Raw genomic sequence first — 21045 nt, 5'->3', positions numbered from 1 at the left:
CCCCCCCCCCCCCCCCCCCCCCCCCCCCCCCCCCCCCCCCCCCCCCCCCCCCCCCCCCCCGCCCCCCCCCCCCCCCCCCCCCCCCCCCCCCCCCCGCGCCGATCGTCTACTGCAACCTGGTGGGCGGGCAGGACGAGCTGGTCTTCGACGGCGACTCGCTGGTCGTCGCCGCCGACGGCGAACTGCTGGCCCGGGCGCCGCAGTTCGTCGAGCACCTGCTCTGCGTCGACCTCGCCCTCGACCGTGCCCGGGTGCCCGAGCGGCGGGAGGGCCGGATCGGCCCGATGACGGTCACCCGCACCGTCGTCTCCGAGGAGCCGGTGGCCGCCTTCGAGCCGCGGCCGGGGCGGGTCGCCGAGCCGCTGTCCGACCACGAGGAGGTCTGGCGGGCGTTGGTGCTGGGCCTGCGGGACTTCATCGACAAGAACGGCTTCCCGTCGGTGGTCCTCGGTCTCTCCGGCGGCATCGACTCCGCGCTGGTGGCCGCGCTGTCGGTCGACGCGCTGGGCGCCGACCGGGTGCACGCCGTCGCGCTGCCGTCGCGGTGGTCCTCGGAGCACTCACTCGCCGACGCCGAGGACAGCGCGCGGCGGCTGGGCCTGCACTTCTCCACGGTGCCGATCGCGCCGATGGTCGACGCGTTCGAGTCGGCGGTGGAGCTGTCGGGGACGGCGGCGGAGAACCTGCAGGCCCGCATCCGCGGCACGCTGCTCATGGGCCTGTCCAACCAGCACGGGCACCTGCTGCTGACCACCGGCAACAAGAGCGAGGTCGCCGTCGGCTACTCGACGCTCTACGGCGACGCCGCGGGCGGGTTCGCACCGATCAAGGACGTGCCCAAGACGCTGGTGTGGGAGCTGGCCCGCTGGCGCAACGCGCACGCCCGCGACCGCGGCGAGACCGAACCGGTCCCGCAGAACTCCATCGACAAGCCGCCGTCGGCCGAGCTCGCGCCCGGGCAGAAGGACAGCGACTCCCTGCCCTCCTACGAGGAGCTCGACGCCGTCGTCGCCGACTACGTCGACCGCGACCTCGGCATGGCCCAGCTGCTCGAGCGCGGCCACGACCCCGAGGTGGTGGCCCGCGTCCTGCGGCTGGTCGACGTCGCCGAGTTCAAGCGCCGCCAGTCGGCACCCGGGACGAAGATCAGCCTCAAGGCCTTCGGCCGTGACCGGCGGCTGCCCATCACCAACCGCTGGCGGGAGAGCCTGCCCAGCGTCCGCGAAGGAGCCCAGGCGTGACGGAGTCGGTGCTGTACGGCGGGACGTCGACCGCCCGGGTGCGCATCCACCACCTGCAGCAGGCCAAGGAGCGCGGGGAGCGGTGGGCGATGCTCACGGCCTACGACACCTACGCCGCCGCGGTGTTCGAGGAGGCCGGCATCCCGGTGATGCTGGTCGGCGACTCGGCCGGCAACGTCGTGCTCGGCCACTCCTCGACCGTGCCGGTCACCGTCGAGGACCTGCTGCTGATGACCAAGGCGGTCACCCGGTCGACCACGCGGTCGCTGATCGTGGCCGACCTGCCCTTCGGCAGCTACGAGTCCGGGCCGCAGCAGGCGTTCGCCACCGCCGTCCGGATGATGAAGGAGGGCGGCGCGCAGGCGGTCAAGCTCGAGGGCGGGGTGCGGGTGGCGCCGCAGATCCGGCTGCTCTCCGACAACGGCATCCCGGTGATGGCGCACGTCGGCTTCACGCCGCAGAGCGAGCACGCCCTCGGCGGGTTCCGGGTGCAGGGCCGCGGCGTCGGCGCCGAGCAGCTGCTCGCCGACGCGCGCGCGGTGCAGGAGGCCGGCGCGTTCGCCGTCGTCCTGGAGATGGTGCCCGCCGCGATCGCCGCCGAGGTGACCCGGGAGCTGGCCATCCCGACGATCGGCATCGGCGCCGGACCCGACTGCGACGCGCAGGTGCTGGTGTGGCCGGACATGGCCGGCCTCAACGGCGGCCGGGTGCCGCGGTTCGTGAAGAAGTACGCCGACCTGCGCGGAGAGCTGCTGCGCGCGGCCCGGGAGTACGCCGACGAGGTGCGCGGCGGGGTCTTCCCCGGCCCGGAGCACTCCTTCGACTGACCGGTGACCGCCGACGGCACCCCCGACCGGCCCGCCGGACCCGCCCGGCGGCCGCCCGTGGTGCGCCGCGTGGCCGGGGTGCTGCTCGGCATCGTGGTGACGACGCTGCTGACCCAGCCGATCGCCGTCGCGGCGCTGTTCTCCTACGCCGCGTTCAGCGGCTGCCTGGTCGACTGCGCCGACCCGCCCGACCTGGGCGGCGGGCTGCTGTGGTCGGCGGTGACCGCGGTCGGACTGGCCATCCCGCTCGCGCTGGGCATGGCGGTGGCCGGGGTGCGGTCGCGGCGGGCGTGGCTCGCCGCCGGCGCCGTGGTCCTGGGACTGGTGGTCGCCTGGGCGGTCGCGGGGCTGCTGGGCTGAGCCCGCCGCCGGGCCCGCGCCAGGAGGAGCCCGTAGCCGAGCGCGTTGAGGCCGAACGCCAGCAGGTACGTGCCGACCTGGGTGGACGTCGCCGCCACGTCGAGGCCGAGCGGGCCGTAGACGTAGTGGGCGAGGAAGCCGCCGTCGTAGGGCGCCGCGCCGGCCCGCTCCCGCAGCGCGAGCTCGAGCGTGGTCAGCGGGCAGGCGGCGCCGGCAAGGTTCACGGCCAGCACCGCGAGCGCCACCGGCGCGTGCACGAGCACCAGCCGGGGCCACCGGAGCGCGAGCAGCGCGCCGGTGAGCATGAGCAGCACGGCGGCCCCGTGCAGGACCGCGACCGAACCCGCGAGCACCACGCCCCGATCCTCCCGGAGCGGGTGCGCCCAAGCCGCACTCCGGAGCGCGGGACACCGCACCGGCGCACACGCTCACCGGGCGCGGGACACCTTGTGCCGGCGCGCGACCGCGGCCAGCCTGGCGACGTGCGCGTGCTGGTGGTCGCCTCCCCGCTGACCGGCCACGTCCTACCGCTGGTCCCGCTGGCCCTGGCGCTGCGCGAGGCGGGTGCGGAGGTGACCGTCGCGACCGCCGGTGACGGCATCGGCGTGTGTCCGACGGAGCTGTCGCCCGCCGACGTCGCACCGCGGCTGCGGCTGGGGCCGCTGTTCGGCCGGCTCATGGCGCGCCACCCGCTGCTGGCCCGCCGCGAGCTCGCCGGGCGGGGCGGCACCCGGGCCGTCGGGCTGCTGTTCGGCACCCTCGGCGCGCGCACCGCCGACGCCGTGGTGGCCCTCGCCGACCGGCTCCGCCCCGACCTGGTGGTGCACGAGCCGCTGGCACCGGCCGGGGCCGAGGCCGCCGCCCGGCTCGGCGTGCCGGCGGTGCTGGTCGAGGGCAACCTGTTCGACGTCGGGCAACTGAGCGCCGCCGCCCTCGGCGTCTACCGGCCCGCCCGCCGGCTGGGTGACCTCCCGGCGCCGGTGGAGGTGGTGACCACGGCACCGCCGAGCCTGGTCGGCCCGCGAGAGGGCCGGCCCATGCGCTTCGTCCCGTGGACACCCGACCGCCCCGTCGGCGAGGAGTTCACCCGGCCGGGCGCGCGGCGGCGGGTGCTGGTCAGCCGCAGCACCGTCGCCTCCCCCGGCCGGGACCGCCTGATGGGCGACGTCGCCGCCGCGGCCGCGGGCACCGACCTCGACGTCGTCCTCGTCCGCGCCGACCGGTGGGTCACCCGACGTCCGCTGCCGGCCCAGGTCCGGACGGCGGACTGGCTGCCGTTCCCGCGGGTGCTGCCGGCCGCGGACGGCGTCGTCCACCACGGAGGAGCGGGCACCCTGCTCACCGCGCTGGCCGCCGGGGTGCCGCAGCTGGTCGTGCGCGGCGCCGGTGACCGCCGGACCAACGCCGACCTGGTGGCCGCGCGCGGCGCAGGCATCGCGACCGAGCCCGGCGAGGTCACCGCGGCACACCTCGAGCGGCTCGTCGGTGACCCGGCGCTGCGGAACGCCGCCCGCGAGGTCGCCGCGGAGATCGCCGCGATGCCGGCGCCGGGTGAGCTGGTGCCGGAACTGCTCTCGCTGGCCCGGCGCTGAGCGGGACGGGCGCGGGTCAGTCGCCGTCCCGCCACTCCCGGTCCTCGGCGTCGAGGCGCTCGTTGCGCTCGGCCACCGACTGCAGCGCGTTCGCGGCCTCCTCGCGGGTGGCGTAGGGCCCCAGCCGGTGCCGCTCCGCGCACCCGTCCCGGTCCTCGACGGTGTTGTGCTTCAGGCAGTAGAACCACGGTCCCTGCGCCACGGGGGCACCTCCTCGTCGACGACCGTCCCCCTGAGCGTGCCCCGGCGAGGGCCGCGGTGAACCCCCCCGGCCGCCCGGTCGTGGCGGACGACGGCGTCCCGCGTGCGCGAGGCGCCCCGCTCCGGCCGTCTCATGAGGCATCCTCTCGCCCGTGACGGTCCGAGCGCGTGACCTGGACGGTCCGGCACCCGCCCAGCGCCGGGACGGCGCCGAGACCCGAGTGGCCGCCCTGCTGCTGGCCGTGCTGCTGGTCACCGGCGGCGGCACGGGGCTGGTCAACCTGGCCCTCGACGGCGTCGTCCGCGACGGCGTCATGCGCACCGCCTACGGCGCGACGATGGCCGCCTGCCTGCTCGCCGCGGTGCCGCTGGTGGTGCGCCGGGGTGTCGGCCGCTGGCAGACCTTCGGCCTGGTGCTGCTCGGCGACCTCATCTACGCCGTCGTCGCGCTGTGCATCGAGGACCCGGTGCGCTACGCCACGCCGCTCATGCTGCTGTTCCCCGCGGTCGTGGCGGCCTGGTTCCTGCGCCCGTGGATGCTCGCGGTCAACATGGTCGCCACGCCGCTGGCGGTCCTGGTCGCGCTGTGGACCAGCTACCCCGACCCGGTCGGTCTCGCCGTCCAGGTCGCCGTGCACGCCGGCATGCTCGACCTGGTCGCGGGTTGCGTGGCCGTGCTGCGGCACCGCGAGCGGGCGCTGCTGGCGGAGACCGCGGCGCTCACCCTCCGCGATCCGCTCACCGGCCTGGCCAACCGGCGCCACCTCGTCGAGCAGGCGCCGCGCACCTGGCGGCAGGCCCGCCGCGAGGGCCTGCGGGTGGCCGCGATGGTCATCGACCTCGACCACTTCAAGCAGGTCAACGACGTGCACGGGCACGCCGTCGGCGACGCCGTCCTGCAGACCGTGGCGCGGGCGCTGTCGGCCACCGTCCGGCCCAGCGACGTCCTCGCGCGGCTGGGCGGTGAGGAGTTGGTGGTGCTCGGCCTGGTCGGCGATCCCGGGGAGGCGCAGCGGCTGGCCGAGCGGCTCCGGCAGGCCGTGGCGGGCGCGCGCACCGCGCAGGGCCACGGCGTCACCGCCTCCATCGGCGTCGCACTGACCCGGCCGGTCGACGGCGAGGACCCCGCCGCGGCGCTGTGGTGGCTGGTCGACCGCGCCGACGCCGCCATGTACGAGGCCAAGCAGGGCGGCCGCGACCGGGTGGCCGGCACCTGCCCGCCGCGGCCCCGCCCCGCGCCGTCGGGCGAGCGGTTCGGCCCGCCGACCGTCCCGGGCCCGGCGCTGCCCTCCGACGTCCGCTGAGCGTCCCCGTCCTCACCCGGTGGGGAGGGCGGTTCTCTGCTTCCCTGTCCCCATGACCCTGGTGGTCCCGGACCCGACCCGGACGGTGCCGCTGCCGCTGCGGCAGCAGGCCGACGTCCGCGACCGCTGGCTGACCGAGCGGTTGCTCGAGGTGCTGCCCGGGCTGATGGACCGCGCGGGCATCGACCTGTGGATCGTCACCGGCCGCGAGAACAACGAGGACCCGGTGCTCGCGACGCTGCTGCCGGCCGTGTGGCTGTCGGCGCGGCGGCGGACCGTCCTCGTGCTGCACCGCAGCGACGACGGCGTCACGCCGGTCGCCGTCTCCCGCTACCCGGTCGGCCAGTTCCTGCCCGGCTGGTCGCCGGAGGACGGCGGGGAGTGGGACGCCGTCCGGCGGATCGTCGAGCAGGCCGCACCGCGCCGCATCGGCATCGACGTCTCGGCCCGCTGCGCGCCGGCCGACGGGCTCACCGTCACCGAGCACCGGGCGCTGGCCGACGCCCTGGGCCCGTGGGCGGGGCGCCTGGTGTCGGCCGAGGACCTCGTCGTCGGCTGGCTGGAGACCCGGCTGCCCGAGGAGGTCGCCGCCCTCGACGCCCTCAACCGGCTGACCGACCGGGTGCTCGCCGAGGCGTTCTCCCCCGCCGCGCTGACGCCGGGCGCGACGACGGCGGGCGACCTCGCCTGGTGGCTGCACCAGCGCCTGGCCGACCTCGGCGTCCCCCCGTGGTTCCACCCGGGGGTCACCGTGCAGCGCGCCGGGATCCCGCTGCTCGACGAGGGCGGCGTGGCGCTGCCGGCGCTGCCGCGGGACGCCGTCCTGGAGCCCGGCGACCTGGTCACCTGCGACGCCGGCCTCACCAGCCTGGGCCTGGCCACCGACCTGCAGCGCAGCGGCTACCTGCTGCGGCACGGCGAGACCGCTCCCCCGCCCGGACTGCAGGCGGCGTGGACGGCCGGCACGCGGGTGCGGGCGCTGACCGCCGAGGCGCTGACCGCGGGGCGCACCGGCAACGAGGTGCTCGCCGCCGCCCGCGCCGCCGCCGACGCCGAGGGGCTCGCCGCGGAGGTGTACTCCCACCCGATCGGCGTGCACGGGCACGGGGCCGGGCCGGCGATCGGCCGGTGGGACGACCAGCGTGGCGTCCCCGGCGACGGCGACCGGGTGCTGCACACCGGCACCGTCTACGCGCTGGAACTCGCGGTGCGCGCGACGGTGCCGGAGTGGGGCGGTCAGGGGGTGCGGCTGGGCCTGGAGGAGGCCGTCGTCCTCACCCCGGCCGGGACGTCGTTCCTGGGCTCGCCGCAGCGCGAGCTCTGGACGGTGCCGGCCGGCTGACCTCAGCCCGAGGACCGGCGGCGCCGGGCGCGCATGAGCAGGTCCCCGGGCCGGGGCACCGCCCAGGCCGCCCGGCTCAGCGGGCTGGTGGTCAGCGCCTGGTCGGCGTACTCGCCGCGCACCCGGCCGGGTCCGGGCGTCGGGGTGTCGAGGATGTCGGTGCCGTCGTCGGGGCGGTCGCTGGTCTGGGCCCGCGGGCCGACCACCGACAGCAGCGCGTCGGTGAGCGCGGGGCTGACCTTCTGCCCGGTGAGAAAGCCGAACGCGGCGTCACCGACCGGCACCTCGCGGCGCGGGTGCTCGGCCAGCCGGACGACCGCCTCGGCGACGAGCTCGGGGGCGTACACCGGCGGCGGGGGCTTGGGCATGGACCCGGTCCGGCTGCGCGAGTGCTCGAAGAAGGGCGTCGCGATGCTGGCCGGCAGCACCGTGCACACGGACACCGGGGAGCCGGCGTCGGTCAGCTCCATGCGCAGCGCGTCGTAGAACAGCCGCACGGCGGCCTTGCTCGCCGAGTAGGCCGCGTGCAGCGGCAGTGCCCGGTGGCTCTCCACGGAGCCGATGCCGACCAGCACCCCGCCGCCGTCCCGCTCGAGCACCGGGACGGCGGCCTTCGCGGCGGCGACGTGGCCCAGGTAGTTGACCTCGGTGACCCGGCGGAACTCGGCCATCGTGGTGTCGGCGACGGTGGCGTAGACGCTGACCGCCGGCACGGTGACCCAGGTGTCCACCCGCCCGAAGCGCTCCTCCGCGTCCTGCGCGAGGGTGGCCACCGCGTCGTCGTCGGTGATGTCGGTGGGGACGGCGACGGCCTCCGCGGGGCGTTCCCGGAGGTCGTCGACCAGCGTGGCCAGGGCCTCCACCGACCGCGAGGCGACGACGATGCGGGTCACCCCGCGGCGGACGAACTCCAGTGCCGTCGCCCGGCCGATGCCGCTGGAGGCACCGAGGACGACGACGACCTGCTCGGACAGCGGGCGTGGGCTCATGCCGCCCGGGTACCCCGCCCGCGGCTACTCCTCCCGCGCCCGGCGCGTCTCGCGGTCGTTGGCCTGCTGGATGGCATCGACCAGCTCGTCCTTGGTCATCGACGAGCGGCCGTGGACGTCGAGCCGCTTGGCGACGTCCATGAGGTGCTCCTTGGTGGCGTTCGCGTCGACCCCGCCCTTGGTCTCGCGGTCGGTGCCGGCGCCGCCCTCGGCCTGGGGGTCACTCGGCCCCTTGTGGTCCTTGGGCTCCCAGTGGTCGCCGACCTTCTCGTGGGTGTGCTTGACCGCCGCCCACGCGACCCGGTTGGCCCGCTGCTCGTCGCCGTCGTAGGTCTCGACGGCGGAGTCGTGCGCCTTGGCGTACGTGCGCTGCGCCTTCTCGTCGGAGCGCTGCAGGGTGCTGGGGAGTTCCTCGTCCCTCGCGTCGCCGCTCTTCGTCGTCTTCGGCATGGCGCTGCACTACCCCGTTGGGACAGGCAGGACCCGCGACGGGGTGCCACTGGCGGCACCCCGTCGCGGGTCCCCCTGTCAGGAAACGGTCAGCCGCGGCGGTCGGGCTTGTGGAAGCGCCAGCCCTCGGCCTCGAGCTCCGGGATCACCCGCGCCACGGCCTCGACGGTGCCGCTGCGGTTGATGTCCGGGCCGTCGTGGAGCAGGACGACCGCGCCGGGGTTGGCCCGCACCCGGCTCTCGAGCCGCTCGGTGAGGACGTCGGCGTCCTGGGTCTCCCAGTCCTCGATCGTGACCGTCCAGCCGAGCGGCTGCATGCCCAGGTCGGCGGCGACCTGCGGGCTCTGGCCCCAGGCGCCGTACGGGGCGCGGAAGTAGGGGATCCGCGCGCCCGGCACGATCTCGCGGATGAGCGCGGAGGTGGCCTCCAGGTCGGCGCGGACGGCCTCCGGCGACCAGTTGGTCAGGTTGTCGTGGTGCATCGTGTGGTTGCAGAGGGTGTGCCCCTCGGCCACGATCTGCCGGACCAGGTCCGGGTTCTGCCGGGCGACGTCGCCCCACAGGCAGAACACCGCCTTCACGTCGTGCTCACGCAGCACCCCGAGCAGCCGCGGGGTGTCGCGCGTGTTGGGCCCGTCGTCGAACGTGAGGGCTGCGACCCGGCCCTCGAGCTTCGTGGTCGTGACGATCTCGGCGGTCGCCGGGCCGCCCTGGCCCGGGCCGGCGCCGGCGCCGTCGGCCTGCGCCGGCGCGACGCCGAGGAGCAGTGCGCCGAGGGTCAGCGGTGCGGTGGCGAGGCGCAGCGCGCGCCTGCGGGACGTGGTCATGGACTCCCCCTGGAACGTGATCGGACCGGGACGGGCGGCCGCCCCGGGGTGGCCGCTGACGCCGGGCGGTCGCCGTCGTGCGTGGCGACCGCCCGGCGGTCAGCTCCTGGCCGGTGGGGCCGCGGTCAGTCCTGCGCCGCGGCCAGGGTCTCGTGCAGCGCCCAGTAGGCGGGCTTGCGCTCGTAGTCCTCGAACATCACGGTCGCCGCGCCCTGGCCCGGCGAGAAGCTCGGCACCCAGGAGTACTTGTCGGTGAAGCCCCAGATGGTGAACGAGTTGCAGTCCTCCACCGCGAGGCACGCCTCGAGCACGCCCTGGTAGGTGTCCGCCTGGTCCTCGAGCTGGTCGGCGGTGGGGACGCCGCTCGCCGGCAGGGTGAACCGCACGTCGAGCTCGGTGATCGCGGTCTCCAGGCCCAGGTCGTCGAAGCGCTGCATGTTGGCCTGCAGCGTGGTCGGGAAGGGGTACTGCAGGTCCAGGTGCGCCTGGAAGGCGAAGCCGTGCAGCGGGACGTCGTCGGCGAGCAGCTGCTTGGCCAGGTTGTAGTAGGCGGTGCTCTTCGTGTTCCAGTCCTCGACCGCGTAGTCGTTGAGGAAGAGCTTGGCCTCCGGGTCGGCCTCGTGGGCCCAGCGGAAGGCGTCGGCGATGATGCCTGGGCCGAGCTTCTCGATGAACGGGTTGGCCGTGGCACCCGTCGAGCCGTCCCGCAGCCGCACGCCGCCGTCGTCCCACTCGTCGGCGAAGATCTCGTTGGCGACGTCCCACTGCTGGATGCGGCCGGCGTAGCGGCCGACCACGGTCTGGATGTGCTCCTTGAGGACCGCGCGGAGCTCCTCGGGGTCCTCGATCTCGTGCACCCACGCGGGCAGCTGGCTGTGCCACAACAGGGTGTGGCCGCGCACGACCTGGCCGTTGGCCTCGGCGAAGTCGACGATGGCGTCGGCCGGCCCCCAGTTGTAGACGCCCCGTTCGGGGTGGATGAAGTCCCACTTCATCTGGTTCTCGGGCGAGACGGAGCTGAACTCCGCCGCGAGGAGACGCCGGTACTGCTTGTCGTAGGTGAACGGGTCGGGGTAGCCGGCGTCCACGTGGTGCCCGCCACCGGCGGCCGCGGTGCCGATGACCAGGTCGTCGGGCGCGACCGTGCGCAGGCCGTTCTTCTTGGCCTGGCCGTAGGACTGGTCCTCGTTGGCGTGGCTCGGCGGCGCCTCCTGCGCGGGAGCCGCGGCGGCGGGCAGCACCGCCGCGGACAGGAGGACGGGCACCAGACCGAGCCCGAGGGCACCCCGGGCGACGATGCGGGACGTGTGAGCACGCATGCAGCTGGACCTTCCGAGAGGAGCTGTTCGAGGTTTCCGAAAGTTTCCGGAACGTGAGCCACGTTACGGATGGGTGTCGCGGTACGTCAAGGCGCGGTCCCGGACCGTGCGGTGGTCCCGCCCCGAGAGCGCGCGGCCCTAGGCTGGACCCTCCGAGGAGGAGGAACGGGTGTCCGAGAGTCAGGGCCGTGCCATCACGATCGCGGCCATCGCGGCGGAGGCCGGCGTCTCCCTGCCGACCGTGTCCCGGGTCCTCAACGGGCGTTCCGACGTCGCGCCGCGCACCCGCGAGCGGGTCGAGCAGCTGCTGCGCGAGCACGGGTACCAGCGCCGCGGGGGCCGCGCGCGGGACCGGGCACGGCTGGTCGACCTCGTGTTCAACGACCTCGACAGCCCCTGGGCGGTGGAGATCATCCGCGGCGTCGAGGAGGCCGCGCACGCCGAGGGGGTCGGCACCGTCGTCTCGGCCATCCACCGCCGCGCCAGCGCCACCCGCGCCTGGCTGGAGAACCTCGGAGCGCGGGCGAGCGACGGCGCCATCCTGGTGACCAGCGAGCTGGACCCCACACTGCGGTCGGAGCTGGAGGAGCTGCAGGTCCCGGCCGTGGTCATCGACCCGGCGGGGGTCGCGTCGCTCGACGTGCCGACCATCGGCGCGACGGACTGGGCCGGCGGGCTGAGCGCCACCGACCACCTGACCGGGCTGGGTCACCGCCGGATCGGGTTCGTGGGCGGCCCGGCTCCCCTGTGGTCCAGCCGCGCCCGTCTCGACGGGTACCGGGCCGGCCTGAGCGCCGTCGGCGTCGCCGTCGACCCGGCCCTGGTACTGGAGGGCGACTTCGGGTACGCGTCCGGGTTCGAGTGCGCCGGTGCGCTGCTGCGGCTCCCCGACCGGCCCACGGCGGTCTTCGCCGCCAACGACCAGATGGCGCTCGGTGTCTACGAGGCAGCCCGCAGGCAGGGTCTGCGGGTGCCCGAGGACCTCAGCGTGGTGGGGTTCGACGACCTGCCCCAGGCCCAGTGGTCCCCGCCGCCGCTGACCACCGTGCACCAGCCGCTGGCCCAGATGGGCATGCTCGCCGCCCGCACCGTGCTCCGGCTGATGCAGGGCGAGCCGGTCGAGGGACCACGGATCGAGCTCGCCACCCGGCTGGTGGTCCGGGACAGCACCGCACCTCCGCCCGGCTGACCGCCCGCGCCGGCGGTCAGTCCACGAGCCAGCGCGACCAGTGCGCCCGCTGGTCCCCGGTCAGGGGCGTCGAGGCGTCGGCGGCGTAGTCGAAGTTGACCAACACCATCTCCGCGCGCAGTGCCGGCTGCCCGTCCTGGGCGAGCTCCTGGCGCAGTCCGATGGAGCTGCGGCCCAGCCGGGTCACCGTGCCGACGACGGTCAGGTGCTCACCGGCGCGGTAGTGGATCTGCCGCAGGTAGTCGACCTCCAGCCGGGCGAGGATGATCCCCCCGCCCGGACTGGGGTCGGCCATGGCCAGCCGGGCGTCCTCGAGCAGGCCGAGCACGCGGGCGTGGTTGACGTGCCCGAAGACGTCGGTGTCCGACCAGCGCAGCTGGACCGGGTGCTCGTGCGGCCGGCTCAGGGCAGGTCCGCCGTCTCCGCGGACTGCCGGTGGGCGCCCTGGGCGTCGTCCGGGTCCGGGTGCAGGGTGCGCTCCTCGGACTCGGCCAGGATCACCTCGGCGGCCACCTCCTCCATGCCCGAGCCCTTCATCTCGGCCTCCTCGGGGAGCAGGTCGGCGCGGGTCTCGATGTTGTGCTCGGTGACGTTGGCCAGCGCCTCGGGGCTGGGTTCCTTCTGGGTGACCACGAGGCCTCCTCAGAACCGCTGCTGCTCGGTGCCGATGCCGAGCGCCCGGGCCACGTCCTGCACGTTGTCGAACTGCCGGCCCTCCGGCAGCCGGCGCAGGTCGGCCAGCACCCGGTCGGTGGCGTTCGACTCCTGCGCCCGGGCGAGGAGGGTGTCCCGGTCGGCCGGCCACACCTCCTTGCCCAGCACCTCGGCGATGGCGGCGCGGCGGTCGACGTCGGCCGGGCTGGTCCCGGCGGGCGTGCCCTCCTGGTGCGGATCGGACATGGCTGCGGCCTCCGTCACTGCGGGGTGGGGGTGGAGTCGTCGGTGTAGCGGAGGATCGCCGCCACCGGGATGTCGCCGGGCATGGCCGCGCGCGGCACGACGACGACGCCGGCCGTGCTCGCCACCGCCGCCGCCAGCAGCGCCCGCTCGGCCGGCACCGAGTGGACCTCCTGCACGCCGAGGGCGTCCATGTCGGCCTGGTCGACGCCGAGCTCGAGCGGCGAGGCGCCCACGAGCAGCTTCTCGTCGTCGGCGGGGTCGGCGAGCACGAGCGTCTCCACCTGCGCCTTGCGCAGCGCCTCGACGACGTTGGCGGTGCCGGTCACGGCCAGCCCGTGGGCGCCGGCGGAGCTGATCTTCTCCACGGCCTCGGCCTCGTCGCGGGCCTCGTGCTCGGCGACGAGCTCGGCGGCCTTGCGCTCGACCGGCTCCCGGTCGGCGCCGGCGGCCCGGCCGCCCTCGTCGATGGAGACGATCAGGTCCGACCACAGCCCGCTGGCGCGGTCGGTGAGGATCTGCCGGGCGCGCATGTCACCGGCGAGCAGGACGAAGCGGGGGTGCACGCGGCGCACGACCGAGGCGATGTGCTCGGCGACGTCGTCGGCGTTGTGCACCCACTTGTTCTCGGCGTTGTGCTGGTACCGGTGGTGGGCCCAGCCGCCGCCCTGGAACTTGCGGATCTGGAAGGTGTCGCCCTTCACCGTCTCCTCCTCCTCGGCGTGGCCGGGGAGGGTGGCGAGGGTGAGGTCGGCACCGGTGCGGTCGGTGAGGACCACGACGTGCGGCACGCGGCCGGGCAGCGCGCGCAGCACCGGCAGCAGGTCCGGCTGCGGCGACCACTCGGCGAGCTCCTGGCGCGGCACGTCGCCGAGCTGGGAGTCGAAGACCACCCTGCCGTCGGAGGCGACGATCACCGCGCGGCCGCGGATCGTGCCGGCCTCGCCGCCGTCGTTGCCCTCGAGCAGTCGGCTGCGCACCGCCTCGACGACGGCCTCCGGCGCGCCCTGCTCGGTGAGCTTCTCGGCGACCGCCCGGACGCGGAGGTCCAGCTCGGTGTCGGCGTTCTCCGTCACGTGGGTGACGTCAGCGGTGACAGTGGCGAAGGGACCTGGGGCCTCGAAGACCGGTGCCAGGAAGGACACGTCCATGGGTGGGGACCACTTCCTCAGTGCGGGATCGGTGTGCGGAACGGCGTCCTCGGCGGGACGCGCACTGCTCGCCGCCTACCCACCGGCCCGACCGCCACACACGGTGTCGGATCCGGCAGGCAGGGGTAGGCGCCTCCCCATGACCGAGCACGACCAGCTGCCGCTGCCCGACTACGACCACCTGCCGGTGGAGGGACTGATCTCGCGCATCCGCACGCTGGACGCGACCGGCCTGCAGACGCTGCTCGACTACGAGCGGGCCCACGCGAACCGACTGCAGGTCGTCATGGCCATGGAGAACCGCCTGGAGTCCCTGCACGAGGGCGCGCAGCCCTCGGGCGGTGACCCGGCGTCCGCGGCCGCGGACGACCCGGTGCACGCCTCGGCCGGCTCCAAGGTGTCGCAGGCGACCTCCGGTCCACCGATGAACCCGCCGTCGCAGGGCGACCCGACCAACCCGGCCCAGCCCCGCTCGACCGGCTGAGCCCTGACCCGTGCACTTCCGCGGGAGTGCACGGGTCAGCCGCTGAATGCGCCGACCATGTCCATGACGGCGGGACCGAGCAGCACGATGAACAGCGTCGGCAGGATGCAGACGATCAGCGGGAAGATCACCTTGACCGGGATCTGCATCGCCTTCTCCTCGGCCCGCTGCCGGCGCTTGAGCCGCATCTCGGCGGCCTGGGTGCGCAGCACGTCGGCGATCGAGACACCGTAGGCGTCGGCCTGGACCACCGCGCGGATGAACCGGCGCAGGTCGGGGACCGCCGTCCGCTCGGCCAGCGCCAGGTAGGCCTCCCGCCGCGGCTGGCCGACGCCGATGTCCTGCAGCGTGCGGATCAGCTCCTCGGCCAGCGGGCCGCGGCCGTTGCGCCCGGCCCGCGACATCGCCGCCTCGAAGCCGAGCCCGGCCTCCACCGCGATGGTCATCTGGTCGAGGGTGTCGGCGAGCTCGAGGCCGATCGCCTGCTGCCGCTCCTGCCCGCGGCTGTAGAGCAGCAGCTCGGGGACGACGTAGGCCACCCCGGTCGCGACGACGGCCATCAGCACGGTGAGCGGGCCGGGCCGGGCGGTCGCCACCACCAGGCCCAGCGCCGCGGCGACCGCGGCGAGCACCAGCTTGGCGGCCACCAGCCGGGGCACCGGCCACTCGGCGGGACGGCCGGCGGCGGCGGCCAGCCGGTCGAGCCGGGCCACCGTGCCGGCCGGGGTGAGCGCCCTGGCCAGCCGCGGCAGCAGCCGCGGGCGCGACCGGCCGGCGGCGGCCCCGGGCAGGTCCAGGCCCCGGGTCAGGTTGGCGCGGGCACGGGCGGCGGCGTCCTGCGGCCGGGCCAGCAGGGCCCAGCCCAGCAGCGGGACGGCGAGGGCGACGGCCAGCGCGGCCGCGAGCACGGGAGGCGGGAGGGTGCTCATCAGAACCGGATCGTCACGGTCTTCTTGAGCCACACCGCGCCCACGGTGAGCAACGCGGCGGCGACCCCGATCATCACGTAGCCGGCGAGACTCTCGGTGAAGCCGGACAGGTACGCCGGGTTGCTCACCGCCAGGAACGCGACGATGCCGAACGGCAGGGCCATCAGCACGACCGCCGACAGCTTGCCCTCGGCCGACAGCGCCTTGACCTGGCGGCGGATCGCGTTGCGCTCGCGGATCGTGTGCCCGACGGTGTCGAGCACCTCGGCCAGGTTGCCGCCCACCTCGCGGTGGATGGCGATGGCCTGTGCGATCCAGCGGAAGTCGTCACTGGCGGTCCGCTCGGCCACCTCTTCGAGGGCGTCGCCGAGGTCGCGGCCCACCCGGGTCTCGTTGACGATGCGGGCGAACTCCTCCGACGTGGGGGACGCCGCCTCGGTGGCCACCGAGTCCACCGCGCGCAGCAGGCTGTGGCCGGCCCGCAGGCTCGAGGCCATCAGCTGCAGCGAGTCGTCGAGCTGGTCGGCGAAGGCCGCCTGGCGCCGCCGGCGCCGCAGGCCGAGCCCCACCTTGGCGCTCAGCGGAGCCAGCGCCGCGAGCGGCACGGCGAGCAGCACCCCGCCGGCAAGGAAGCCGAGGGCGCCGAGGACGAGGCCGGCCAGGCCCACCAGCAGGACGACGTCGGCCAGCGCCATCGCCACCCCGGCCCGCTCCAGCGCCGCGGTGCCGGCCGCCACCCGGCCGCGGCGGGCCAGCGCGCGCTCGACCGCGGCCCCGGCGACCGCCGACGCCCCCGCCAGCGCCGACGCCGGGGGCGCGACCGTGGGGTCGAGGCGGGACAGCGGCACCCGCCGCGGCCCGGCCGGCAGGACGGCCAGCGCCAGGACCAGCAGCGCGGCGGTGACCGCGAGCAGCCCGGCGGCGAACAGCAGCGGGGACATCAGGCCCACCCCCGGCGCGGCTCGACGGTGCCGAAGACCCGCGGGGAGACCCGGATGCCGAGCTCCTCGAAGCGGTCGGTGAACCGCGGCCGGACGCCGGTGGGCACCGGCCGGCCGAGGAACCGGCCGGCGGCGTCGACGCCGGCGGAGTAGTCGAAGAGGAACGCGTCCTGCAGGGTCACCGTCTCCCCCTCCATGCCCTGGACCTCGGTGACGTGGGTGACCCGACGGGTGCCGTCGCGCAGCCGGGTCAGCTGGACGACGACGTCGACGGCGGAGGCGATCTGCTCCCGGATCGCCCGCAGCGGCAGGTCCATGCCGGCCATGAGCACGAGGGTCTCCAGCCGGGCGATCGCGTCCCGCGGCGAGTTGGCGTGCACGGTCGACAGCGAGCCGTCGTGACCGGTGTTCATCGCCTGCAGCATGTCGAGGCTCTCCCCGCCGCGGCACTCACCGACCACGATCCGGTCGGGCCGCATCCGCAGCGAGTTGCGGACCAGGTCGCGGATGGTGATGGCGCCCCGGCCCTCGATGTTCGGCGGCCGCGACTCCAGCCGGACGACGTGCTCCTGCTGCAGCTGCAGCTCCACGGCGTCCTCGATGGTGACGATCCGCTCGCCCTCGGGGATGAACGAGGAGAGGACGTTGAGCAGCGTGGTCTTCCCGGTGCCCGTGCCGCCCGAGACGATGATGTTCAGCCGGGCCTCGACGCAGGCGTGCAGCAGCTCGGCCATCTCCGGCGAGAGGGTCCCGAAGCCGATGAGGTCCTCGACGCCGAAGGGGTCCTTGGCGAACTTGCGGATGGTCAGCGTCGAGCCGGAGAAGGCCAGCGGCGGGATGATCGCGTTGACGCGGGACCCGTCGGCGAGGCGGGCGTCGACCATCGGCGAGGACTCGTCGATCCGGCGGCCCACCTTCGAGACGATCCGGTCGATCACCCGGCGCAGGTGCTCCTCGGAGGTGAAGCGCGCCCCGGAGCGGACCAGCTTGCCGCCCTGCTCGACGTAGACCGCGTCGGGGCCGTTGCACATGATCTCGGTGACACTCGGGTCGTCGAGCAGCCGCTGCAGCGGGCCGTAGCCGAGCACGTCGTCGGCCAGCTCCGCGGTCAGCCGCGCCCGCTCCTCGGCCGAGAGCGGGACCCGCTCCTCCTCGACCACCTCGTCGAGCTCGCCGAGCACGATCGTGCGCAGCTGGTCCTCCGACAGCGACGGGTCGTTCATCCGGCTGCCCATGCGCTCGAACAGCGCCTTGGCCACCCGGTCCTTGAGCCGGGTGAGCGCGTCGGTGGGCGGCGCCGCGACCGGGGCGGCCGGCCGGGACACCGGCCGCGGCGGCGGGACGGCGGAGGGGGCGGCCGGGGCCTCGGGCGCCGAGTGCCGTCCCTGCGCCGCGGCCAGCCGGGAGGCGAGGTTCACGACGCCGCCCGGTGCTTGGCGCGGTACCGGCCCGGGCGCACGATCGGCGTCGCGGCGAACCGGGCGACCAGCCGGCGCAGCTCCTTGGCGGCGGGGTCCCGGCGGCCGGCGGCGAGGATCGGCACGCCCTGGTTGGTCGACGCCGGCACCGCGGCCGAGCGCGGGACGACGACGTCCACCCCGGTGCCGATCGCGGTCTCCACGTCGCGCACCGACAGGCCGCCCTTGGCCTCGGCGAAGTTCATCACCACGTGCCGGCCGGCGGGGATCATGCACAGCTCGCCCAGCACGTCGAGCTCCTTGCGCAGCCCGCGGACGCCGGGGACGTCCATGCTGCTGAGCATGACGACGTCGGTGGCCCGGTCCAGCGCCGCGAGGGTCTGCTCCGACAGGCCCGGCGCGGTGTCGACGACGACGTAGCGGAACTCGCGGGCCAGCGATGCGAGCAGGCGGGTGACGTCGGCGGCGGTCACGCTGTCGCCCGCGGCCGGCGAGTCCGCGCCGCAGACGGCGTAGAGGCCGCTGGGGTGCTGGGTGAGGAAGGTCTTGAGGACCATCGTGTCCTCGGCCGCCGGGCCGTGGGCGACGTCGGGCAGCGCGTACTCGGGCACCAGGCCCAGCGCCGAGGCGACGTCGCCGAACTGCACGTCGAGGTCGACGAGCACGGTCGACTGGGGCGCGGTCTCGGTGAGCCCGATCGCCAGGTTGGAGGCCACGGTCGTCTTGCCGACGCCGCCCTTGGGCGAGGCCACGGTGATGACCCGGCCGGTGTAGCGGGCGGTCTCCTCGACCGGCCGCAGCACCCGCCGCCGTCCGGCTGCGGCCGACCCGGCCCGCTCGACCGCGGCGCGGATCTCGGCGGGGTCGGCGGTCGGCGCCAGCAGGTCGCGGATGCCGGCGCGCATGGCCTCCTGCCAGGTCTCCGGCGTCGGGTCGGCGACCAGGACGACGCTGATGCCCGGGCACTGCACGTCCAGGCGCGCGGCCAGGCCGAACGCCTCCTGCAACACCGCGTCTGGTCCGATCAGCAGGACGTCGGGCAGCTCGCCGTCGACCAGCTGCTCGAACAGCCGCGCGGGGTCGGCGGGCAGCCGGCCCGGCGGCAGCACGTGCACGTCGCCGTCGGCCGCCTCCTTGACGCGCAGGACGAGCTCCTCGCCCGCCGCGCCCAGCACCACTCGACTCACTTGGACTCCCCGTAGACGTTGCCCAGGGCGGAGAGGTCGCCGTACACGTTGCCCTGGGTGACGATCTTCGTGCCGCTGCGGTCGGCGCCCTCGGGCTCCAGCGCGAGCCACACGGTCCCGTGCTCCATGCCGAAGACGACCAGCTCGGCGTCGCGCGCCGGGACGGCCACGGTCACCAGCAGGCTGCCGGTCGGCGCCGCCCCGCCCGACGACGCGGTGTCGGTGGTGTCGTCGGGCACCGGCGCCGGGGCGCCCTGGACCTGGGTCACCAGCGCGCCGTGCAGGGTCGCGTGCGTGGTGCCGACGGTCTTGCCGGCCTCGTTCTCCAGGGTCATGGAGACGTAGACGCCGATCTCGTCGCCGGCCGCCAGCCGGCCGCCCACGGCCCGCTGCGGCTCGAGCAGGACGCTGACCTCCGAGGTCCCCGGGGGCGCGGCCACGGTGCCGGGCACGGCGAGGTCCTCGGGGGCGGCGAAGCGGGTGGCCAGCAGTTGCTCGCCCGGCTGCAGGTCGGCGGTGGCCACCTGCCCGGCGAGCTGGTCGAGGTCGGTGACCCCGCCCTCGACGGCGGCCTTGGCCGGGAGCCGCTCGGTGCGGACCAGGTCGGGGAGGTCCTCGGCCGGCGTCCCCTCGGGGACCGGCTGGTCCACCACCAGGACGTCCACGGTCCGCACCCCGGCGAGGGCACGGGCGTCGGCGCCGCGCACGTAGGCCAGCAGCACCACCGCGCCGGTCCCGGCGAGGAGCAGTGCCACGAGGGCGGCGAGCAGTCGTCGTCTCACGAGGAGCCCCTATCGGACGAGTCGGAGGACCCAGGCACCCATCTGCGGGGCCTCGGAGTCGTAGTGGAAGGCCTCGCCGAGCTCGACGAAGCGGGTGAAGTAGCCGGTGACGCAGCGGTCGCTGCCGCCGCACGGCTTCGGGTCGGTGCTGAACTGGCCGCCCAGGTGGAACCCGGTCAGCCGGAAGGCGGCGTAGCCGTAGACCCGGTACCAGGCGTTGCTGCCGGTGCCGCCGTACTCGTCGAAGATCGGCAGCAGCACGGTCCGCCCCAGCCAGGCGGAGAAGTCCTGGGGCGAGCACCCCGACGGCGGCGTGTTGCCCGTCGAGGAGTACGAGCGCTCGTCGACGGCGCTGGAGGCGCGGCACCGGCCCGGGTCGCTGACCAGGTAGCCGAAGCCGCCGGGCACGAAGTTGTCCGACGGCCCGGTGCAGTCCTCGGGCGTGTCCGAGGACTTGGTCAGGTAGATGGTGCGCGCCGTGGTGCCCGAGGGCAGCCCGCCGCCGGTCTGCTGGCTGAACTCGCACCAGCTGAAGGTCAGCGGCAGGACGGCGGTGCCGCGGCTGGGACCGCCCCACGCCACGGTGGCGGTGGCCGAGACCTCGGTCGCGTCGTGGCCGATCACGGGAGCGAACCAGTGCTCCTGCGGCGCCCGCCCGGCGACGGTGACCCGGTTCGGGTTCGACGCCAGGACCGGCGGATCGGCGGTGGCGTCGCCGAGGTTGGCGTCGACCATGGCCTGGGCGGTGGCCTGCATGTCGCCGCAGGCGCCCTTGGCGCAGTCGGCCGCGACGGCGAGCGCGGCGGCGTCGGCGGCGACCTGGAGCCGGGCCCGCTCCGCGTAGAGGGCGCCGACGTCGACGGCGATGGCGGTGAAGCCGAGCATCGGCACGAGGAGCAGCACCAGGAGCACCGCCGAGGCGCCGTGCTCGCCGGCCATGCGCCGGCGGAGGAGGGAGCGCCGGGGGGCAGGTGAGGTGCTGGAACGGCCCCTCCGCAGGGCCCCGCTGCGAGCCTGCGAGTGGCGGGGGGCGGAGGGGTCCTTCGTCAGCCGTTGCACCGCATGACCCCCGTCCCGGTCAGGTCGATGCTCGCGCCGAAGAAGTCGGTGAGGAACGGCATCGGGTAGTCGACGGTCACGCGCACGTTCGCCGTCCCCGTGGGAGGGCACGCGGCCGGCGTGACGGTGATCTGGCCGTTGGTGATGGCAGGGTCGAGGGTCGGGGCGGCGGCGCGGACGGCGTTGCGGGCCGCGGCCGGGTCGTTCTGCAGGGCCATGGCCCGCGCGCCCTCACGGGCGGCGGCGGTCAGGGTGCCCTGCACCTGGAACGCGTGCCCGAACTCGGCGATGCCGAGCACCAGGACGAGCAGCACCGGCAGGATCAGCGCGAACTCCACGACACTCGCGCCGCGCTCGTCGCGCACTCGACTGCGCACCGGTCCCCCACCTCCTCCGCTGGTCGTCGTCGCCGTGCTCGGGGACCGAGTACGGCGCGGGGGGGGGGGGGGGGGGGGGGGGGGGGGGGGGGGGGGGGGGGGGGGGGGGGGGGGGGGGGGGGGGGGGGGGGGGCGGGCGCGGGGGGGCCGGCGGGCGGCCGCGGCCGGGGGGGGGGGGG

24 protein-coding genes and 1 pseudogene are annotated in these 21045 nt (G+C 75.5%); 8 read left to right on the top strand and 17 right to left on the bottom strand.

The window, feature by feature from the left end; all coding sequences use genetic code 11:
• The first annotated feature begins 119 nt into the window (after positions 1–119).
• The 3 genes from nadE to ACI79V_RS23450 are packed head-to-tail and all read left to right on the top strand — an operon-like array spanning position 120 to position 2428.
• A complete protein-coding gene (gene nadE, locus ACI79V_RS23460; protein ID WP_456893206.1) occupies positions 120–1241 on the top strand; it encodes an NAD(+) synthase in 1122 nt (373 codons plus the stop codon).
• Complete coding sequence (gene panB, locus ACI79V_RS23455; protein WP_456893204.1) at positions 1238–2068, top strand: 3-methyl-2-oxobutanoate hydroxymethyltransferase; 831 nt, start codon at positions 1238–1240, stop codon at positions 2066–2068. The genes nadE and panB overlap by 4 nt, the downstream gene beginning before the upstream one ends.
• A gap of 3 nt (positions 2069–2071) precedes the next feature.
• Positions 2072–2428 carry a hypothetical protein gene (locus ACI79V_RS23450; protein WP_456893210.1) on the top strand — a complete coding sequence of 119 codons (357 nt, stop codon included), beginning with the start codon at positions 2072–2074 and terminating at the stop codon, positions 2426–2428.
• 50 nt (positions 2429–2478) lie between these two features.
• Here ACI79V_RS23450 and ACI79V_RS23445 read toward each other — a convergent pair.
• A pseudogene (locus ACI79V_RS23445) lies at positions 2479–2781 on the bottom strand (DUF2784 domain-containing protein); the annotation flags it as partial.
• Positions 2782–2910: 129 nt separating this feature from the next.
• Between ACI79V_RS23445 and ACI79V_RS23440 the strand changes: the two are divergent.
• On the top strand, positions 2911–4020 hold the full coding sequence (locus tag ACI79V_RS23440; protein WP_456893202.1) for a glycosyltransferase: 1110 nt from the start codon (positions 2911–2913) through the stop codon (positions 4018–4020).
• A gap of 16 nt (positions 4021–4036) precedes the next feature.
• On the opposite strand, the gene ACI79V_RS23435 is transcribed toward ACI79V_RS23440, so the two are convergent.
• Positions 4037–4222 carry a hypothetical protein gene (locus ACI79V_RS23435; RefSeq protein WP_456893200.1) on the bottom strand — a complete coding sequence of 62 codons (186 nt, stop codon included), beginning with the start codon at positions 4220–4222 and terminating at the stop codon, positions 4037–4039.
• Positions 4223–4373: 151 nt separating this feature from the next.
• Between ACI79V_RS23435 and ACI79V_RS23430 the strand changes: the two genes are divergently transcribed.
• Together ACI79V_RS23430 and ACI79V_RS23425 are read left to right on the top strand one after the other, a co-directional pair.
• The gene (locus tag ACI79V_RS23430; RefSeq protein WP_456893198.1) at positions 4374–5525 is read left to right on the top strand and encodes a diguanylate cyclase; all 1152 of its coding nucleotides are present in this window, start codon (positions 4374–4376) and stop codon (positions 5523–5525) included.
• A 52-nt stretch (positions 5526–5577) separates the two neighbouring features.
• Positions 5578–6867, top strand: coding sequence for a M24 family metallopeptidase (locus ACI79V_RS23425; RefSeq protein WP_456893196.1), 1290 nt, complete (start codon positions 5578–5580; stop codon positions 6865–6867).
• 2 nt (positions 6868–6869) lie between these two features.
• On the opposite strand, the gene ACI79V_RS23420 is transcribed toward ACI79V_RS23425, so the two are convergent.
• From ACI79V_RS23420 to ACI79V_RS23405, 4 genes are all read right to left on the bottom strand, one after another.
• Entirely contained in the window at positions 6870–7856 is a 987-nt protein-coding gene (locus tag ACI79V_RS23420) for an SDR family oxidoreductase (protein ID WP_456893194.1), read from the bottom strand.
• Positions 7857–7880: 24 nt separating this feature from the next.
• A complete protein-coding gene (locus ACI79V_RS23415) occupies positions 7881–8306 on the bottom strand; it encodes a ChaB family protein (protein ID WP_456893192.1) in 426 nt (141 codons plus the stop codon).
• An 89-nt stretch (positions 8307–8395) separates the two neighbouring features.
• Positions 8396–9133, bottom strand: coding sequence for a polysaccharide deacetylase family protein (locus tag ACI79V_RS23410; protein WP_456893190.1), 738 nt, complete (start codon positions 9131–9133; stop codon positions 8396–8398).
• 125 nt (positions 9134–9258) lie between these two features.
• Positions 9259–10452 carry an endo-1,4-beta-xylanase gene (locus tag ACI79V_RS23405; protein WP_456893188.1) on the bottom strand — a complete coding sequence of 398 codons (1194 nt, stop codon included), beginning with the start codon at positions 10450–10452 and terminating at the stop codon, positions 9259–9261.
• Between the two features lie 169 nt (positions 10453–10621).
• Here ACI79V_RS23405 and ACI79V_RS23400 point away from each other — a divergent pair, with 169 nt between their 5' ends.
• Positions 10622–11641, top strand: coding sequence for a LacI family DNA-binding transcriptional regulator (locus ACI79V_RS23400; RefSeq protein WP_456875439.1), 1020 nt, complete (start codon positions 10622–10624; stop codon positions 11639–11641).
• Between the two features lie 16 nt (positions 11642–11657).
• On the opposite strand, the gene ACI79V_RS23395 is transcribed toward ACI79V_RS23400, so the two are convergent.
• The 4 genes from ACI79V_RS23395 to ACI79V_RS23380 are packed head-to-tail and all read right to left on the bottom strand — an operon-like array spanning position 11658 to position 13689.
• The gene (locus ACI79V_RS23395; RefSeq protein WP_456893208.1) at positions 11658–12017 is read right to left on the bottom strand and encodes an acyl-CoA thioesterase; all 360 of its coding nucleotides are present in this window, start codon (positions 12015–12017) and stop codon (positions 11658–11660) included.
• Between the two features lie 26 nt (positions 12018–12043).
• Complete coding sequence (locus ACI79V_RS23390; RefSeq protein ID WP_456875438.1) at positions 12044–12274, bottom strand: hypothetical protein; 231 nt, start codon at positions 12272–12274, stop codon at positions 12044–12046.
• A 9-nt stretch (positions 12275–12283) separates the two neighbouring features.
• On the bottom strand, positions 12284–12541 hold the full coding sequence (locus tag ACI79V_RS23385; RefSeq protein WP_456893186.1) for a DUF2795 domain-containing protein: 258 nt from the start codon (positions 12539–12541) through the stop codon (positions 12284–12286).
• Between the two features lie 14 nt (positions 12542–12555).
• Positions 12556–13689 (bottom strand): baeRF2 domain-containing protein, encoded by a 1134-nt coding sequence (locus ACI79V_RS23380; RefSeq protein ID WP_456893184.1) that lies wholly within the window; start codon positions 13687–13689, stop codon positions 12556–12558.
• A 139-nt stretch (positions 13690–13828) separates the two neighbouring features.
• Here ACI79V_RS23380 and ACI79V_RS23375 point away from each other — a divergent pair, with 139 nt between their 5' ends.
• Positions 13829–14173 carry a hypothetical protein gene (locus tag ACI79V_RS23375; RefSeq protein ID WP_456893182.1) on the top strand — a complete coding sequence of 115 codons (345 nt, stop codon included), beginning with the start codon at positions 13829–13831 and terminating at the stop codon, positions 14171–14173.
• Positions 14174–14208: 35 nt separating this feature from the next.
• Here the strand turns inward: ACI79V_RS23375 and ACI79V_RS23370 are convergent, their stop codons facing one another.
• The 7 genes from ACI79V_RS23370 to ACI79V_RS23340 form a co-directional block, all read right to left on the bottom strand.
• Positions 14209–15102 (bottom strand): type II secretion system F family protein, encoded by an 894-nt coding sequence (locus ACI79V_RS23370; RefSeq protein WP_456893180.1) that lies wholly within the window; start codon positions 15100–15102, stop codon positions 14209–14211.
• Positions 15102–16043 (bottom strand): type II secretion system F family protein, encoded by a 942-nt coding sequence (locus ACI79V_RS23365; protein ID WP_456875433.1) that lies wholly within the window; start codon positions 16041–16043, stop codon positions 15102–15104. The genes ACI79V_RS23370 and ACI79V_RS23365 overlap by 1 nt, the downstream gene beginning before the upstream one ends.
• Complete coding sequence (locus tag ACI79V_RS23360) at positions 16043–17461, bottom strand: CpaF family protein (protein WP_456875432.1); 1419 nt, start codon at positions 17459–17461, stop codon at positions 16043–16045. The genes ACI79V_RS23365 and ACI79V_RS23360 overlap by 1 nt, the downstream gene beginning before the upstream one ends.
• Positions 17458–18648, bottom strand: coding sequence for an AAA family ATPase (locus ACI79V_RS23355; protein WP_456893178.1), 1191 nt, complete (start codon positions 18646–18648; stop codon positions 17458–17460). The genes ACI79V_RS23360 and ACI79V_RS23355 overlap by 4 nt, the downstream gene beginning before the upstream one ends.
• Entirely contained in the window at positions 18645–19430 is a 786-nt protein-coding gene (cpaB, locus tag ACI79V_RS23350; RefSeq protein ID WP_456893176.1) for a Flp pilus assembly protein CpaB, read from the bottom strand. Before cpaB ends, ACI79V_RS23355 begins: the two co-directional genes overlap by 4 nt.
• Positions 19431–19439: 9 nt before the next feature.
• A complete protein-coding gene (locus tag ACI79V_RS23345) occupies positions 19440–20369 on the bottom strand; it encodes a pilus assembly protein TadG-related protein (protein ID WP_456893174.1) in 930 nt (309 codons plus the stop codon).
• 107 nt (positions 20370–20476) lie between these two features.
• Complete coding sequence (locus ACI79V_RS23340; RefSeq protein ID WP_456875428.1) at positions 20477–20866, bottom strand: TadE/TadG family type IV pilus assembly protein; 390 nt, start codon at positions 20864–20866, stop codon at positions 20477–20479.
• Between the last annotated feature and the right edge of the window lie 179 nt (positions 20867–21045).

Source organism: Geodermatophilus sp. SYSU D00700 (genome assembly GCF_054050255.1).
The sequence above is the reverse complement of the archived record's forward strand: the minus strand, read 5'-3'. Positions and strand labels throughout refer to the sequence as shown.

What these genes read in the sequence shown, in the direction of transcription:
- ACI79V_RS23425 (WP_456893196.1), top strand. Translation starts at nt 5,578, where the DNA reads ATGACCCTGGTGGTCCCGGACCCGACCCGGACGGTGCCGCTGCCGCTG.
- ACI79V_RS23420 (WP_456893194.1), bottom strand. Translation starts at nt 7,856, where the DNA reads ATGAGCCCACGCCCGCTGTCCGAGCAGGTCGTCGTCGTCCTCGGTGCC.
- ACI79V_RS23415 (WP_456893192.1), bottom strand. Translation starts at nt 8,306, where the DNA reads ATGCCGAAGACGACGAAGAGCGGCGACGCGAGGGACGAGGAACTCCCC.
- ACI79V_RS23410 (WP_456893190.1), bottom strand. Translation starts at nt 9,133, where the DNA reads ATGACCACGTCCCGCAGGCGCGCGCTGCGCCTCGCCACCGCACCGCTG.
- ACI79V_RS23405 (WP_456893188.1), bottom strand. Translation starts at nt 10,452, where the DNA reads ATGCGTGCTCACACGTCCCGCATCGTCGCCCGGGGTGCCCTCGGGCTC.
- ACI79V_RS23385 (WP_456893186.1), bottom strand. Translation starts at nt 12,541, where the DNA reads ATGTCCGATCCGCACCAGGAGGGCACGCCCGCCGGGACCAGCCCGGCC.
- ACI79V_RS23380 (WP_456893184.1), bottom strand. Translation starts at nt 13,689, where the DNA reads ATGGACGTGTCCTTCCTGGCACCGGTCTTCGAGGCCCCAGGTCCCTTC.
- ACI79V_RS23375 (WP_456893182.1), top strand. Translation starts at nt 13,829, where the DNA reads ATGACCGAGCACGACCAGCTGCCGCTGCCCGACTACGACCACCTGCCG.
- ACI79V_RS23370 (WP_456893180.1), bottom strand. Translation starts at nt 15,102, where the DNA reads ATGAGCACCCTCCCGCCTCCCGTGCTCGCGGCCGCGCTGGCCGTCGCC.
- ACI79V_RS23365 (WP_456875433.1), bottom strand. Translation starts at nt 16,043, where the DNA reads ATGTCCCCGCTGCTGTTCGCCGCCGGGCTGCTCGCGGTCACCGCCGCG.
- ACI79V_RS23345 (WP_456893174.1), bottom strand. Translation starts at nt 20,369, where the DNA reads ATGGCCGGCGAGCACGGCGCCTCGGCGGTGCTCCTGGTGCTGCTCCTC.